The sequence below is a fragment of the Klebsiella pneumoniae complex sp. WS1778 genome (genome assembly GCF_049472055.1).
In the GTDB taxonomy this organism is placed as follows: domain Bacteria; phylum Pseudomonadota; class Gammaproteobacteria; order Enterobacterales; family Enterobacteriaceae; genus Klebsiella; species Klebsiella quasipneumoniae.
This window is the reverse complement of sequence record NZ_JBKGTJ010000001.1, coordinates 1946154-1962937: the sequence shown is the minus strand read 5'-3', so window position 1 is coordinate 1962937 and position 16784 is coordinate 1946154. Positions and strand designations below refer to the sequence as shown.

General features: G+C 60.3%; 10 protein-coding genes. All 10 read left to right on the top strand.

The genetic code is table 11. The features are described from left to right. The first annotated feature begins 89 nt into the window (after positions 1–89). The 10 genes from ACLEXF_RS09740 (at position 90) to der (ending at position 16700) form a co-directional block, all read left to right on the top strand. Positions 90–5039, top strand: coding sequence for an alpha-2-macroglobulin family protein (locus ACLEXF_RS09740; RefSeq protein ID WP_407259638.1), 4950 nt, complete (start codon positions 90–92; stop codon positions 5037–5039). Beyond that, entirely contained in the window at positions 5040–7364 is a 2325-nt protein-coding gene (pbpC, locus tag ACLEXF_RS09735) for a peptidoglycan glycosyltransferase PbpC (RefSeq protein WP_065903375.1), read from the top strand. It abuts the gene before it with no gap. A 160-nt stretch (positions 7365–7524) separates the two neighbouring features. Beyond that, entirely contained in the window at positions 7525–7956 is a 432-nt protein-coding gene (gene ndk, locus ACLEXF_RS09730) for a nucleoside-diphosphate kinase (protein ID WP_004144312.1), read from the top strand. 358 nt (positions 7957–8314) lie between these two features. Continuing rightward, positions 8315–9481: a bifunctional tRNA (adenosine(37)-C2)-methyltransferase TrmG/ribosomal RNA large subunit methyltransferase RlmN gene (locus ACLEXF_RS09725; RefSeq protein WP_002913894.1), complete on the top strand. Its 1167-nt coding sequence runs from the start codon at positions 8315–8317 to the stop codon at positions 9479–9481. Positions 9482–9757: 276 nt separating this feature from the next. After that, positions 9758–10750 (top strand): cytoskeleton protein RodZ, encoded by a 993-nt coding sequence (gene rodZ, locus ACLEXF_RS09720; protein ID WP_004201889.1) that lies wholly within the window; start codon positions 9758–9760, stop codon positions 10748–10750. A gap of 26 nt (positions 10751–10776) precedes the next feature. Beyond that, on the top strand, positions 10777–11898 hold the full coding sequence (gene ispG / locus ACLEXF_RS09715) for a flavodoxin-dependent (E)-4-hydroxy-3-methylbut-2-enyl-diphosphate synthase (RefSeq protein WP_004201890.1): 1122 nt from the start codon (positions 10777–10779) through the stop codon (positions 11896–11898). Between the two features lie 91 nt (positions 11899–11989). Then, complete coding sequence (hisS, locus tag ACLEXF_RS09710) at positions 11990–13264, top strand: histidine--tRNA ligase (RefSeq protein ID WP_004201891.1); 1275 nt, start codon at positions 11990–11992, stop codon at positions 13262–13264. 34 nt (positions 13265–13298) lie between these two features. Beyond that, positions 13299–13919: a YfgM family protein gene (locus ACLEXF_RS09705; RefSeq protein ID WP_004201892.1), complete on the top strand. Its 621-nt coding sequence runs from the start codon at positions 13299–13301 to the stop codon at positions 13917–13919. Between the two features lie 10 nt (positions 13920–13929). Beyond that, positions 13930–15108 (top strand): outer membrane protein assembly factor BamB, encoded by a 1179-nt coding sequence (bamB, locus tag ACLEXF_RS09700; protein WP_004201895.1) that lies wholly within the window; start codon positions 13930–13932, stop codon positions 15106–15108. Positions 15109–15221: 113 nt separating this feature from the next. Next, complete coding sequence (gene der, locus ACLEXF_RS09695) at positions 15222–16700, top strand: ribosome biogenesis GTPase Der (RefSeq protein WP_004144309.1); 1479 nt, start codon at positions 15222–15224, stop codon at positions 16698–16700. The last annotated feature ends 84 nt before the right edge of the window (positions 16701–16784 follow it).

Genomic DNA, 16784 nt, shown 5'->3' with positions numbered 1-16784 from the left:
CCCGCGTCATCACTGTTGAGAAGCGCCGCCTTAACGCATAATAAAAAGTGATAATTTGCATCAGGCCCACCGGCCGAGGGGTTAGAAGGATGAAACCATTTCGTTTAGCGGCGCTGTCACTGGCGCTCCTTACCGCATTTTCATTAACCGGGTGTGATGACAGCGGTGCACCGCAGGCTACGGCCCCGACGCCGGCCGCCGATAGCGGCCCTGGCGCGGCGGCAAAACCGGACAGCGCCCAGCTGGCGGCGCTGGCGGAAAAAAGTCAGGGCAAAGCGCTGACGCTGCTCGACGCCTCGGAGGTGCAGCTGGATGGCGCCGCGACCCTGGTGCTGACCTTTTCCGTGCCGCTGCAGCCGGACCAGGATTTCTCCCGCAGCGTACACCTGGTGGATAAGAAGAGCGGTAAGGTAGATGGCGCCTGGGAGCTGGCGCCGAACCTCAAAGAGCTGCGTCTGCGTCACCTGGAGCCAAAGCGCGAGCTGATTGTCTCGGTCGACCCGACGCTGGTCGCCCTGAACAAGGCGACGCTCGATAAACCATTCGAGAAGACTCTGACCACCCGTGATATCGCGCCAAGCGTTGGGTTTGCCAGCCGCGGCTCGCTGCTGCCGGGCAACGTGATCGCCGGGCTGCCGGTGATGGCGCTGAACGTCGATAACGTCGACGTGAACTTCTTCCGCATTAAGCCGGAATCGCTCTCGGCCTTCGTCAGTCAGTGGGAATACCGCAATTCATTAAGCAACTGGGAATCCGACGAGCTGCTGAAGATGGCCGATCTGGTATACAGCGGCCGCTTTGACCTCAATCCGGCGCGCAATACCCGCGAAAAGCTGCTGCTGCCGCTGAGCGACATCAAGCCGCTCCAGCAGCCTGGCGTCTACGTGGCGGTCATGAACCCGGCGGGTCATTATAGCTACAGCAACGCGGCGACGCTGTTTACCCTTAGTGACATCGGCGTGTCGGCGCATCGTTACCATAACCGGCTGGACGTCTTTACCCAGAGCCTGGAAAACGGCGCCGCCCAGTCTGGTATCGACGTCCAGCTGCTCAACGCCAAAGGGCAGACCCTGGCGCAGGCGAAAAGCGATAGCCAGGGTCACGTCACCCTGCAAACCGATAAAGAAGCCGCGCTGCTGCTGGCGCGCAAAGAGGGGCAGACCACGCTCCTTGACCTCAAACTGCCGGCGTTGGATCTGGCGGAGTTCTCCATTGCCGGCGCGCCTGGCTTCAGTAAACAGTTCTTTATGTTTGGCCCACGGGATCTCTATCGTCCGGGCGAAACGGTGATCCTCAATGCGCTGTTGCGCGATAGCGACGGCAAGCCGCTGGCGGAACAGCCGGTGAAGCTGGAGGTGGTCCAGCCGGATGGCCAGGTGATCCGCTCGGTGATGAGCAAGCCGGTTAACGGCCTGTACCAGTTTACTTATCCGCTCGACAGCGGCGCGGCCACCGGCATGTGGCACATTCGCGCCAGCACTGGCGACAATCAGCCCCGCGAATGGGATTTCCACGTCGAAGACTTCATGCCGGAACGCATGGCGCTGAAGCTGACGCCGCAGGCGGCGCCTGTCGCGCCGAATGCCGATGTCGCCTTTGGCGTCAGCGGCGCTTATCTCTACGGCGCGCCGGCCAGCGGCAACCAGCTGCAGGGCAAACTGTTCCTGCGCCCGCTGCGCGACGCCGTCGCCGCTCTGCCGGGCTTCCAGTTCGGCGATATCGCGGAAGAAAATCTCTCCCGCAGCCTTGATGAAGTCCAGCTGACGCTGGATGAAAACGGCCATGGTGAAGTGACGACCTCAAGCCAGTGGCAGGATAGCCATTCGCCGCTGCAGGTGGTGTTGCAGGCGAGCCTGCTGGAGTCCGGCGGGCGTCCGGTCACCCGTACGGTTATGCAGCCGATCTGGCCTGCCGAGGCGCTGCCGGGGATCCGCCCGCAATTTACCCTGCAGGACGTTTACGACTACCGCACTGACACCACGGTGAAGCAGCCGGTGGTGGATGAAAACAGCAACGCCGCGTTTGATATCGTCTATGCCGACGCCAAAGGCGAGAAAAAAGCCGTTTCCGGCCTGCAGGTACGGCTGATCCGCGAGCGCCGCGATTATTACTGGAACTGGTCCGACAGCGAAGGCTGGCAGTCGCAGTTCGATCAAAAAGATCTGCAGGAGGGCGAGGAGTCGCTGGATTTGCAGGCCGGCCAGATCGGTAAAGTGAGCTTTCCGGTAGAGTGGGGCTCCTATCGCCTGGAGGTGAAAGGACCGGACGATGTCGTCAGCAGCGTGCGCTTCTGGGCGGGCTACAGCTGGCAGGATAACAGCGAAGGCACCGGCGCAGCGCGTCCGGACCGGGTCACCATGAAGCTGGATAAACCGAGCTATAAGCCGGGTGACACCATCAGGCTGCACATTGCTGCCCCGGCGGCGGGTAAAGGCTACGCGATGGTGGAATCCAGCGAAGGGCCGCTGTGGTGGCAGGAGGTTGACGTACCTGCCGAGGGGATGGACCTGTCGATCCCGGTGGATAAAGCCTGGAATCGCCACGACCTCTACCTCAGCACGCTGGTGGTTCGTCCTGGCGATAAATCCCGCTCGGCGACGCCGAAACGCGCGGTGGGCCTGCTGCATCTGCCGCTGGGCGATGAAAACCGTCGCCTGACGCTGGCGCTGGAGGCCCCGGATAAAATGCGCCCCAACCAGCCGCTGACGGTGAAAGTGAAAGCCAGCGTCAAAGAGGGCGAGGCGCCGAAACAGGTGAACGTTCTGCTCTCGGCGGTCGATAGCGGGGTGCTGAATATTACCGATTACGCCACCCCGGATCCGTGGAACGCCTTCTTTGGCCAGAAACGTTATGGGGCGGATATCTATGATATTTACGGCCAGGTCATTGAAGGACAGGGACGTGTGGCCAGCCTGCGCTTCGGCGGCGATGGCGACGAGTTAAAACGTGGCGGTAAACCGCCGGTTAACCATGTGACCATCATCGCCCAACAAGCGCAGCCGGTGGTGCTGAACGATCAGGGCGAAGGGACGGTGACGCTGCCGATCGGTGATTTTAACGGCGAACTGCGGGTGATGGCTCAGGCCTGGACGGCGAATGACTTTGGCAGCAGCGAAGATAAAGTGGTGGTGGCCGCCCCGGTCATCGCCGAGCTGAACACTCCGCGCTTCCTCGCCAGCGGCGACACTACGCGTCTGGCGCTGGATCTCAGCAACCTGACCGATAAACCGCAAACCCTGCAGGTGCATCTTGCCGCCAGCGGGCTGGTGTCCTTGACCGAGGGTCAACTGCCGCCGGTGCAGCTGGCGCCGGGGGCACGCAGCACGCTGTTTGTGCCGGTGAGCGCGCTGGCGGGCTTCGGCGATGGCCAGGTGAACGCCACGATCAGCGGCCTGAGCCTGCCGGGGGAAACCTTCGCCCCGCTGCAGAAACAGTGGAAAATCGGCGTTCGTCCGGCGTTCCCGGCGCAGACCGTCAACAGCGGCGCCGTGCTGCAGCCCGGCGAAAGCTGGCAGGCGCCAGCGGCACAATCGGCAGGTTTCGCCCCGCAGACGCTGCAGGGCCAGCTGCTGCTCAGCGGCAAGCCGCCGCTGAATCTCGCGCGTTATATCCGCGATCTGAAAGCCTATCCTTACGGCTGCCTTGAGCAGACCGCCAGCGGTCTGTTCCCGTCCCTGTATACCAGCGCGGCGCAGCTAAAGGCGCTGGGCATCAGCGGCGATAGCGACGAAAAACGCCGCGCGGCAATCGATGTCGGCATCTCGCGCCTGCTGCAGATGCAGCTGGAAAACGGCGGCTTTGCGCTATGGGATAAAGAGGGGCCGGAAGAGTACTGGCTGACCGCTTACGCCATGGATTTCCTCGTTCGCGCCGGCGAGCAGGGTTACAGCGTGCCGGTCAACGCTATCAATAAAGGCAATGAACGCCTGCTGCGCTACCTGCAGGAGCCGGGGCTGATGACCGTACGCTACAGCGACGACGCCCAGGCCAGCCGCTTTGCCGCTCAGGCCTATGCCGCGCTGGTGCTGGCGCGTCAGCAAAAAGCCCCCCTCGGCGCCTTGCGTGAAATCTGGAGCCGTCACGACCAGGCGCGATCCGGCTTGCCGCTGTTGCAGCTCGGCATCGCGCTGAAAACCATGGGTGATGCGCCGCGCGGCGACGCCGCGCTGAAGCTGGCGGTTGCCACCCCGCGTCAGGATGAGAAACGCTGGCTGGGCGATTACGGTAGCCCGCTTCGCGATGACGCCCTGAAGCTGGCGCTGCTGGAAGAGAATAAGCTGCTGCCGGAGGTGCAAAATCAGCTTTTGAGCACGCTGTCGGAAGAGGCCTATGGCCAGCGCTGGCTGTCGACCCAGGAAACCAACGCCCTGTTCCTTGCCGGACGGACGCTGGCCGACCTGCCGGGCAGCTGGCAGGCGCAAACCTCGCTGCAGGCGGAGCCGCTGACCGGCGACAAAGCGCAAACCCGCAACCTCGACGGCGATCGGCTGGCGGCACTGCAGGTGAGCAACACCGGCAGCCAGCCGCTGTGGCTGCGCCTCGACAGCAGCGGCTATCCGCAAAGCGCGCCGCAGCCGGGCGGTAACGTCCTGGGGATTGAACGAACTATTTTCGATACCCAGGGGCAGCAGAAATCGCTGTCATCACTGCGCAGCGGCGAACTGGTACTCGTCAAGCTGGAGGTGACCGCCAAACGCAACGTGCCTGACGCGCTGGTGGTTGATCTGTTGCCAGCCGGTCTGGAGCTGGAAAACCAGAATTTGGCCAACAGCAGCGCCAGCCTGCAGGAGAATGGCGAAGCGGTGCAAAACCTGCTTAACCAGATGCAGCAGGCGGATATTCAGCATATCGAGTTCCGCGATGACCGCTTCGTCGCCGCAGTCGCGGTCAATGAAGGTCAGCCGGTGACGCTGGTCTATCTGGCGCGAGCGGTGACGCCGGGCACTTATCAGGTCCCGCAGCCGCAGGTGGAATCGATGTATGTGCCGCAGTGGCGGGCGACCGGAGCGGCCAGCGGCCCGCTCACCGTGACGCCGTAAATGCGCGTATTGCCTCGGGTAAAACGCTGCTGGCGCGGGCTGGCGGCGTTTATTTTTCTGCTGTGGCTGGCGGTGCTGGCGGCCGATCGCCTGTGGCCGCTGCCGCTACGGGACGTTACGCCCGCCCGCGTGGTGGTGGCGGAAGACGGGACGCCGCTGTGGCGGTTTGCCGACGCGCAGGGCGTCTGGCGTTATCCGGTCACTCTCGCCGACGTGTCGCCGCGTTATCTTCAGGCGCTCATCCAGTATGAAGACCGCTGGTTCTGGCGCCATCCGGGGGTCAATCCCTTCGCTGTAGTGCGCGCCGCCTGGCAGGATCTCACCTCCGGGCGGGTCATTTCCGGCGGCAGCACGCTTACCATGCAGGTGGCGCGCCTGCTCGATCCCCACCCCCGCACTTTCGGCGGCAAGCTGCGCCAGCTGTGGCGTGCGCTGCAGCTGGAGTGGCATCTGTCAAAAAGCGACATTCTGACCCTCTATTTGAACCGCGCGCCATTTGGCGGCACCCTGCAGGGTATCGGCGCGGCCAGCTGGGCCTATCTCGGGAAGCCGCCTGCCCGGCTTAGCTACGGCGAGGCGGCGCTGCTGGCGGTGCTGCCCCAGGCGCCCAGCCGTTTACGTCCGGACCGCTGGCCGCAGCGGGCCCAGGCGGCGCGCGATAAAGTGCTAGCGCGTATGGTCAGTCAGGGCGTTTGGCCGGAGCAGGCGGTAAAGGAGGCGATGGAGGAGCCGGTGTGGCTGTTTCCGCGCCAGATGCCGCAGCTGGCGCCGCTCTTCGCCCGTCGGGCGCTGGCGAGCAGTGGCGATGAAAAGGTGGTGACGACCCTCGATGCCGGACTCCAGCGGCAGCTTGAGGATCTGGCGCTGAACTGGAAATCGCGCCTGCCGCCGCGCAGTTCGCTGGCGATGGTCGTGGTCGATCACACGGATATGAAAGTCCGCGGCTGGGTGGGTTCGGCGGATATTACGGACGACAGCCGCTTTGGCCACATTGATATGGCGTCGGCGGTCCGTTCGCCGGGGTCGGTGTTGAAACCCTTCATTTATGCGCTGGCGATGGATGAGGGGCTGATTCATCCGTCGTCGTTATTGCAGGATGTGCCGCGGCGCTTTAGCGATTATCGCCCCGGTAACTTTGACAGCGGCTTTCACGGCCCGGTGAGCGCCAGCGAGGCGCTGGTGCGCTCCCTGAATCTGCCGGCGGTCCAGGTACTTGAAGCCTACGGGCCCAAACGTTTCGCGGCGAATTTGCGCAATGCCGGGTTGCCCCTGATGCTGCCCGCCGGCGCCGAGCCAAATCTGTCGTTGATCCTTGGCGGCGCCGGGGCGAGGCTGGAAGATATCGTCGCGGCATACAGCGCCTTTGCCCGCCACGGGAAGGCGGCGCGGCTGCGCATGAAGCCCGGAGACCCGCTGGTGGAAAGGGCGCTGCTATCCCCGGGGGCGGCGTGGATCGTCCGGCGCATCCTGGCCGGCGAAGCGCAACCGGTTCCCGATGCCTCACTCCCGCAAGTGGCGCCGCTGGCCTGGAAGACCGGCACCAGCTACGGGTATCGCGATGCATGGGCGGTGGGTCTCAATGCGCGTTATCTGATAGGCATCTGGACCGGGCGTCCGGACGGTACGCCGGTGGTGGGGCAGTTTGGTTTCGCCAGCGCGGTGCCGTTGCTCAATCAGGTCAATAATCTGCTGCTCGCCCGCCCGGCGATGAGCCGCGGCGGCCTGCCGGTCGATCCGCGCCCGGCAACGGTCAGCCGCGGGACGCTCTGCTGGCCCGGCGGCCAGGCGCTGCCGGCGGGCGACAGCAACTGCCGTCGTCGCCTGGCCAGCTGGCTGCTGGAAGACAGCCAGCCGCCGACCCTGCTGCTGCCGGGGCAGGAGGGCGCGCGCGGGATCCGCTTCCCGGTGTGGCGTAATGAACACGGCGAACGGGTGGCGGCGGATTGTCCCGGGGCGCGCGAAACGGTGGTTGAGGTTTGGCCGCTGCCGCTGGAACCCTGGCTACCGCCGGGTGAGCGTCGCGCCGCGCGTCTGGGGCCGGCATCAAGGGCATGTCCGCCGCTGCAAACTCAGGATGTCGCACCGCTGGTGCTCTCCGGGGTCCGCGAGGGGGCGGTGATTAAACGTCTGCCGGGCGAGGCGCGGGTGATGTTGCCCCTGCAAACCAGCGGCGGGGAAGGGCGGCGCTGGTGGTTTATCAACGGCCAGCCGATAGATGCCGCCGGCGCGAGAACCACGCTAACCCTGGATAAGCCCGGCGAGTGGCAGCTGGTGGTGATGGATGAGGCAGGGCAAACGGCGGCCGCGCGTTTCACCCTGCAATAACCAGGGTAAATTTGTTGTTGGCGGTTTGTGTTTTCAATACTCATCTTATTTTAACAAAATGTTACCTTCATCCGTAGGCAGGGGCGGGGATGCTCATTATAATGCGCGCCAGGCCATACGATCGTATGTGCAACAACAGAACATTTAATTAGAGGTAATCATGGCTATTGAACGTACTTTTTCCATCATCAAACCAAACGCGGTGGCAAAAAACGTTATTGGCAGCATCTTTTCCCGCTTTGAAGCTGCAGGGTTCAAAATCGTCGGCACCAAAATGCTGCACCTGACCGTTGAGCAGGCTCGTGGTTTCTATGCTGAGCACGAAGGTCGCCCGTTCTTCGACGGTCTGGTTGAGTTCATGACCTCCGGCCCGATCGTGGTTTCCGTCCTGGAAGGCGAAAACGCGGTTCAGCGTCACCGTGATCTGCTGGGCGCGACCAACCCGGCAAACGCGCTGGCGGGTACCCTGCGCGCTGACTACGCTGACAGCTTCACCGAGAACGGCACCCACGGTTCCGACTCTGTAGAATCCGCTGCTCGCGAAATCGCGTTCTTCTTTGCTGAAGGCGAGGTTTGCCCGCGCACTCGCTAATCCTCGTCGTCTTTTCGACCGTCGCGGCGTTGGCTGCGCGCGTTCACCCCGGTCACATAGTTATCTATGCTCCCGGGGATTAATGAGAGGCTCCTGCCTCTCACCGGAGGCCAGCCTACGGCTGGTCAAATTCGTTCCCGACGAATTTGTCACTTGCTTGCCGCCTTGCGACAATCGAAAAGCCTTAGAGGATTGAGCAGTCAGTTACAGATTTTTTATCATTGCTTTGTGCAAACGTGGCAATGATGCGCCAGAATTTGTAGAATATAGCGCCCCTGGACGAGCTGTCGCTCTCCGGGGCGTTTCTTTTTCAACCCACCTGGGGCCATAACGTGTAATAACGAGGCCGGAAAACATTATGTCTGAACAAATTGTCACGCCTGATACCGCCGCTCTGACGGTGCCGAACAAAGATGCCAAAATCAACCTGCTGGATTTAAACCGTCAGCAGATGCGCGAGTTTTTCAAAAACATGGGCGAGAAGCCTTTCCGCGCCGATCAGGTGATGAAATGGATGTATCACTACTGCTGCGATGACTTTGATGAGATGACTGACATCAACAAAGTCCTGCGCAGTAAACTGAAAGAAGTGGCGGAGATCCGCGCCCCGGAAGTAGTTGAAGAACAACGCTCAACCGACGGGACCATCAAATGGGCGATTGCCGTTGGCGATCAGCGCGTCGAGACCGTCTATATCCCGGAAGAAGACCGCGCCACCCTGTGCGTCTCCTCCCAGGTAGGCTGCGCGCTGGAATGTAAATTCTGCTCCACCGCCCAGCAGGGCTTTAACCGCAACCTGCGGGTTTCCGAAATTATCGGCCAGGTCTGGCGCGCGGCGAAAATCGTCGGCGCGGTGAAGACCACCGGCGTACGTCCGATCACCAACGTGGTGATGATGGGCATGGGCGAGCCGCTGCTAAACCTCAACAACGTCGTTCCGGCGATGGAAATCATGCTCGACGATTTCGGCTTTGGCCTCTCCAAACGTCGCGTCACCCTGTCGACTTCCGGCGTGGTGCCGGCGCTGGATAAACTCGGCGATATGATCGACGTCGCGCTGGCGATCTCCCTGCACGCGCCGAACGATACCATTCGTGACGAAATCGTCCCGATCAACAAAAAGTACAACATCGAGACCTTCCTCAACTCGGTGCGCGGCTATATTTCGAAGTCCAACGCCAACCAGGGCCGGGTGACCATCGAGTACGTGATGCTGGATCATGTCAACGACGGCACCGAGCACGCCCACGAACTGGCGGCGTTGCTGAAAGATACGCCGTGTAAGATCAACCTGATCCCATGGAACCCGTTCCCGGGCGCGCCGTATGGCCGCAGCTCCAACAGCCGCATCGACCGTTTCTCCAAAGTCCTGATGGAGTATGGCTTTACGACCATCGTGCGTAAAACGCGCGGCGACGATATCGACGCCGCCTGCGGTCAGCTGGCGGGCGATGTTATCGACCGTACCAAGCGCACGCTGCGTAAGCGGATGCAGGGCGAAGCGATTGACGTAAAAGCGGTCTGACAAATGATGGCCCGTGCAGCGCAGGCGGCACGGGCCATATTTATGACCTATAGCCAGGCGAAATACGCTGATTCGGTTAATAATTACGGTGCGTTTTTGTCGACTTTGAGGCAGTATGTAGCGGCACAACAACCGCTTAGCATTCAATTTTGATTCGTCTCTGTGATCGCGCGGCTGACAGTCCTATACTGTGAGGCTGACGTACCACAGATGTCTCGCGGCGCCGGCTTTTTCCCGCGCTGAACTTTAAATTTCACGTACCAGTAGTTGTAGCGAATGAATACTGAAGCCACTCAAGATCATCAAGAAGCAAACACCACGGGCGCGCGTCTGCGTCACGCCCGCGAACAACTCGGACTTAGCCAGCAAGCGGTGGCAGAACGCTTATGCCTGAAGGTGTCCACGGTTCGTGATATTGAAGACGATAAGGCGCCTGCCGACCTCGCTTCCACCTTCCTGCGCGGGTACATCCGCTCCTATGCTCGCCTCGTACATATTCCAGAAGACGAGCTGCTGCCGATGATGGCCAAGCAAGCGCCCATCCGTGCGGCGAAAGTCGCGCCAATGCAGAGCTTCTCTTTAGGTAAACGTCGCAAAAAACGCGACGGCTGGCTGATGAGCTTCACCTGGCTGGTGCTGTTTGTGGTTATCGGCCTGAGCGGCGCCTGGTGGTGGCAAGACCATAAGGCGCAGCAGGAAGAGATCTCCACCATGGCCGATCAGTCTTCCGCTGAGCTGAACAGCGGCGACACCAGTAGCCAGAGCGTGCCGCTGGATACCAGCGCCCCGGCAGCCCCGACCGCCGATAGCGCTGCGAACAGCGCGCCAACCGATACCGCCAGCGCCCCGACCACCAGCGCACCGGCTCAGACGCCAGCGGACAATAACGCCGTTGTCGCGCCTTCCCAGGCCAATGTCGATACCGCAGGCGCAGCCCCGACGGCGCCGGCTACCCCGGCCACGCCATTGCCGACCGATCAGGCGAACGTGACGAACCCGGCGGCATCGGCGCAGGATCTGGTGATGAACTTTTCCGCCGACTGCTGGCTGGAAGTGAGCGATGCCACCGGCAAAAAATTGTTCAGCGGCCTGCAGCGTAAAGGCGGAAACCTGAACCTGAGCGGTCAGGCGCCGTATAAGCTGAAAATTGGCGCCCCGGCTGCGGTAGAGATCCAGTATCTGGGCAAGCCTGTCGATTTAAGTCGTTTTATCAGAACTAACCAGGTTGCGCGTCTGACCCTTAATGCCGAATCATCACCGGCGCAGTAACAGACGGGTAACGCGGGAGATTTTTCATGCATAACCAGGCTCCGATTCAACGTAGAAAATCTAAACGTATTTACGTTGGTAATGTGCCAATTGGCGATGGGGCCCCCATCGCCGTTCAGTCAATGACCAATACGCGCACCACTGATGTGGCTGCGACCGTAAATCAAATCAAAGCGTTAGAGCGCGTAGGCGCGGATATTGTCCGCGTCTCTGTTCCGACGATGGACGCCGCTGAGGCGTTCAAATTGATCAAACAGCAGGTCAACGTCCCGCTGGTCGCCGATATCCACTTTGACTACCGTATTGCGCTGAAAGTCGCAGAATATGGCGTCGACTGCCTGCGTATCAACCCAGGCAACATCGGCAACGAAGAGCGCATCCGCATGGTCGTAGATTGCGCACGGGATAAAAACATCCCGATCCGCATTGGCGTCAACGCCGGCTCGCTGGAAAAAGATCTGCAGGAAAAATATGGCGAGCCGACGCCGCAGGCGCTGCTCGAATCTGCCATGCGCCACGTTGATCATCTCGATCGCCTTAACTTCGATCAGTTTAAAGTCAGCGTTAAAGCCTCTGACGTCTTCCTGGCGGTAGAGTCTTATCGCCTGCTGGCGAAACAGATCGATCAGCCGCTGCACCTCGGGATCACCGAAGCGGGCGGTGCGCGCAGCGGCGCGGTGAAATCGGCGATCGGTCTTGGGCTGCTGTTGTCCGAAGGGATCGGCGATACGCTGCGCGTCTCGCTGGCGGCGGATCCAGTGGAGGAGATCAAGGTTGGCTTCGATATCCTCAAATCGCTGCGTATCCGTTCCCGCGGTATTAACTTCATCGCCTGCCCGACCTGTTCGCGTCAGGAGTTTGACGTTATCGGTACGGTGAACGCCCTGGAGCAACGTCTGGAAGATATCATCACCCCGATGGATGTTTCGATCATCGGCTGCGTGGTGAACGGCCCGGGCGAAGCGCTGGTTTCCACCCTCGGGGTGACCGGCGGCAACAAGAAAAGCGGCCTGTATGAAGACGGCGTGCGTAAAGATCGCCTGGACAACAACGACATGATCGACCAGCTTGAAGCGCGGATCCGCGCCAAAGCCTCGATGCTCGATGAAGCCCGTCGGATTGACGTTCAACAGCTTGAAGCAAAATAACGTGTTGGGAAGCGATACGCTTCCCGTGTATGATTGAACCTGCGGGCGCGAGGCGCCGGGGTTCATTTTTGTATATATAAAGAGAATAAACGTGGCAAAGAACATTCAAGCCATCCGTGGCATGAACGATTATCTGCCGGGCGAAACCGCTCTCTGGCAGCGCATTGAAGGCTCACTGAAGCAGGTGCTCGGTAGCTACGGTTACAGCGAAATCCGTTTGCCGATTGTAGAGCAGACCCCGTTATTCAAACGCGCGATCGGCGAAGTGACCGACGTGGTTGAAAAAGAGATGTACACCTTTGAGGACCGCAACGGCGACAGCCTGACGCTGCGTCCGGAAGGGACAGCGGGCTGCGTACGAGCCGGCATCGAACATGGTCTGCTGTACAATCAAGAACAGCGCCTGTGGTACGTCGGGCCGATGTTCCGCCACGAGCGTCCGCAGAAAGGCCGTTACCGCCAGTTCCATCAGATCGGCGCCGAAGTTTTCGGCCTGCAGGGGCCGGACATCGATGCGGAGCTGATCATGCTGACCGCGCGCTGGTGGCGTGAGCTGGGCATCTCCGATCACGTCAGCCTTGAGCTGAACTCCATCGGTTCGCTGGAAGCCCGCGCCAACTACCGCGACGCGCTGGTGGCTTATCTCGAGCAGTTTACCGATAAGCTTGATGAAGACAGCAAACGCCGGATGTATACCAACCCGCTGCGGGTGCTGGACTCCAAAAACCCGGACGTGCAGGCGCTGCTGAACGACGCGCCGGCGCTCGGCGATTATCTCGACGAAGAGTCGAAAGCCCACTTTGCCGGCCTGTGCGCGTTGCTTGACGATGCCGGGATCCGCTATACCGTCAACCAGCGCCTGGTGCGCGGTCTCGACTACTATAACCGCACTGTGTTTGAGTGGGTGACCACCAGTCTCGGTTCCCAGGGCACCGTCTGCGCCGGCGGCCGTTACGACGGTCTGGTTGAGCAGCTTGGCGGTCGTGCCACCCCGGGCGTGGGCTTCGCCATGGGTCTGGAACGTCTTGTTTTACTGGTCCAGGCAGTGAATCCGGAATTTAAAGCCGATCCTGTTGTCGATATATACCTGGTAGCCTCCGGAACCGATACTCAGTCCGCCGCCATGCGTCTGGCTGAGCAGGTTCGCGATGCGCTACCGGGCGTGAAACTGATGACCAACCACGGCGGCGGCAACTTTAAGAAGCAGTTCGCCCGCGCTGATAAGTGGGGCGCACGCGTCGCGCTGGTGCTGGGTGAGTCAGAGATCGCTGACGGAAACGTGGTAGTGAAGGATTTACGCTCAGGTGAGCAAACTACCGTAACGCAGGAGAGCGTTGCCGCGCATTTGCGCACACTTCTGGGTTAATCTCCCGGGAATTATTAGTCAGGAGAAGGACTGCGTGGAAACTTTTAACAACGAGAACGATCAGGTCGATGCGCTGAAGCGCTTCTTTGCCGAAAACGGCAAAGCGCTGGCGGTCGGGGTGATTTTAGGGATTGGCGCGCTGGTTGGCTGGCGCTACTGGACCTCCCATCAGCAGGATACCGCCAGAGACGCGTCGCTGGCTTACGAACAGGCGACTTCCGCGCTGAAATCAAATACGCCAGAAGTGCTGTCAGGGGCGGAGAAGTTCGCGGCTGACAATAAAAATACCTACGGCGCCTTCGCTTCTCTCGAGCTGGCACAGCATTTTGTTGAACAGAACGATCTGCCGAACGCCGAAAAGCAGCTTCAGCAGGGGCTGGCTGCCGCGTCTGATGATAATCTGAAATCGGTTATCAGTATGCGTCTTGCCCGCGTTCAACTGCAGATGAAGCAGGCTGATGCGGCGCTGAAAACCCTCGACAGCATTAAAGGTGAAGGCTGGACCGCTATTGTGGCTGATTTGCGCGGCGAAATTCTGTTGAGCAAAGGCGATAAGCAAGGGGCCCGTGCGGCGTGGGAAGCTGGCGTGAAAAGCGATGCTTCTCCTGCGCTCAGCGAAATGATGCGTATGAAAATGAATAATTTGTCCATCTGAGAGGGACTCGATGCAATTGCGTAAATTACTGTTGCCAGGGCTGCTTTCCGTTACCTTGCTGAGCGGGTGTTCGCTGTTTAATAGCGAAGAAGATGTGGTGAAAATGTCACCGCTGCCGACGGTAGAAAACCAGTTTACGCCGTCCACGTCCTGGAGCACCTCGGTTGGCGATGGTATCGGCGAATTTTACTCTAACCTTCATCCGGCCTTCGCCGACGGCGTTGTTTATGCCGCTGACCGTAAAGGCACCGTCAAAGCGCTGAACGCCGATGACGGTAAAGAGGTATGGTCGGTGAATCTGGCGGAGAAAGATGGCTGGTTCTCGCGTACCCCAGCGCTGCTTTCCGGCGGTGTGACCGTCTCGGGCGGCCATGTTTATATCGGCAGTGAAAAAGCGCAGCTGTATGCGCTGAATACCAGCGATGGTACCGTGGCCTGGCAAACCCGCGTCGCCGGCGAAGCGCTGTCGCGCCCGGTGGTGAGCGATGGCATGGTGCTGGTCCACACCAGTAACGGCCAGCTGCAGGCGCTGAATGAGACCGATGGCGCCGTGAAATGGACGGTGAATCTGGATATGCCTGCGCTCTCCCTGCGCGGCGAATCCGCTCCGGCCACCGCCTACGGCGCGGCGATCGTGGGCGGCGACAATGGCCGCGTCAGCGCGGTATTGATGCAGCAGGGGCAGATGATTTGGCAGCAGCGTATTTCCACGGCCACCGGGCCGACGGAAATCGACCGTCTGAGCGACGTCGACACCACGCCGATTATCGTCAACGGCGTTGTCTATGCGCTGGCTTACAACGGTAACCTGACCGCGCTGGATCTGCGTAGCGGCCAGATTATGTGGAAACGCGAGCTGGGTTCGGTGAATGATTTCATCGTCGATGGCAACCGTATCTATCTGGTTGACCAGAATGACCGCCTGCTGGCGCTGACTACCGATGGCGGCGTGACCCTGTGGACACAAAGCGATCTGCTGCACCGTTTGCTGACCGCGCCGGTGTTGTATAATGGCAATCTGGTGGTCGGCGATAGCGAAGGCTATATGCACTGGGTGAACCCGGAAGATGGCCATTTTGTGGCGCAGCAGAAAGTGGACAGCTCCGGCTTCCTGACCGACCCGGTTGTGGCCGATGGTCGACTGCTGATCCAGGCGAAAGACGGTACGCTGTACGCGATTACGCGTTAATTACCGCTGTCGTGAGTGATTAAGAAACGGCCCCTGGCAGACAGGGGCCGTTTTGACTTTTTTAAAAACGTCGTTATGACGATGTTGCTTAGTGATTGTATGAGGCATTTAACATGATACCTGTGGTCGCGCTTGTCGGGCGCCCTAACGTTGGAAAATCCACGCTCTTTAACCGCCTGACGCGCACTCGTGATGCGCTGGTTGCGGATTTCCCGGGGCTGACTCGTGACCGTAAGTACGGTCGGGCCGAAGTCGAAGGCCGCGAATTCATCTGTATCGATACCGGTGGTATTGATGGTACGGAAGAGGGCGTGGAAACCCGGATGGCGGAGCAGTCGCTGCTGGCAATCGAAGAGGCCGATGTGGTGCTGTTTATGGTCGATGCGCGCGCGGGCCTGATGCCGGCGGACATCGCGATCGCTAAACACCTGCGCTCTCGTGAAAAGCCCACCTTCCTGGTGGCTAACAAAACCGACGGCATCGACGTCGACCAGGCGATGGCGGACTTCTGGTCGCTTGGCCTGGGCGATATCTATCCTATTGCCGCTTCGCACGGCCGCGGCGTGACCAGCCTGCTGGAGCAGGCCCTGCTGCCATGGGTAGATGAGGTTAATCCGCAGGAGGAGGTGGATGAAGACGCCGAATACTGGGCAAAATTCGAAGCTGAGCAGAACGGTGAAGCGGAAGAAGAGCCTGAAGATGACTTCAATCCGCAGGATCTGCCGATCAAACTGGCGATTGTCGGACGTCCCAACGTCGGTAAATCGACGCTCACCAACCGCATCCTCGGCGAAGATCGCGTGGTAGTTTACGATATGCCGGGCACTACCCGCGACAGCATTTACATCCCGATGCAGCGTGACGAGCGCGAATACGTGCTCATCGATACCGCCGGGGTGCGCAAGCGCGGCAAAATTACTGACGTGGTGGAGAAATTCTCGGTCATCAAGACCCTGCAGGCGATTGAAGACGCCAACGTCGTGCTGCTGGTGATTGATGCCCGTGAAGGCATCTCCGATCAGGATCTGTCGCTGCTGGGCTTTATCCTCAACAGCGGTCGCTCCCTGGTGATCGTCGTCAACAAATGGGACGGTCTGAGCCAGGAAGTGAAGGAGCAGGTGAAAGAGACCCTCGACTATCGTCTGGGCTTTATCGACTTTGCCCGGGTGCACTTCATCTCCGCCCTGCACGGCAGCGGCGTCGGCAACCTGTTTGAATCGGTACGTGAAGCCTACGATAGCGCTACCCGCCGCGTAAGCACCGCGATGCTGACCCGGATCATGAACATGGCGGCGGAAGATCATCAGCCACCGCTGGTTCGCGGCCGACGCGTGAAGCTGAAATATGCTCACGCCGGGGGCTACAACCCACCTATCGTGGTGATCCACGGTAACCAGGTGAAGGATCTGCCGGATTCCTACAAGCGCTACCTGATGAACTATTTCCGTAAATCCCTGGACGTGATGGGCACGCCAATCCGTATCCAGTTCAAGGAAGGGGAAAACCCGTTCGCCAACAAGCGCAACACCCTGACGCCGAACCAGATGCGTAAACGTAAGCGCCTGATCAAGCACATCAAGAAAAGCAAATAATCATTAAACCCGCTTCGGCGGGTTTTTTGTGGCCGCCGCGCCGGTAAAAGTCAAAACTTTCCGCCATAATCCCGCGATACTTCG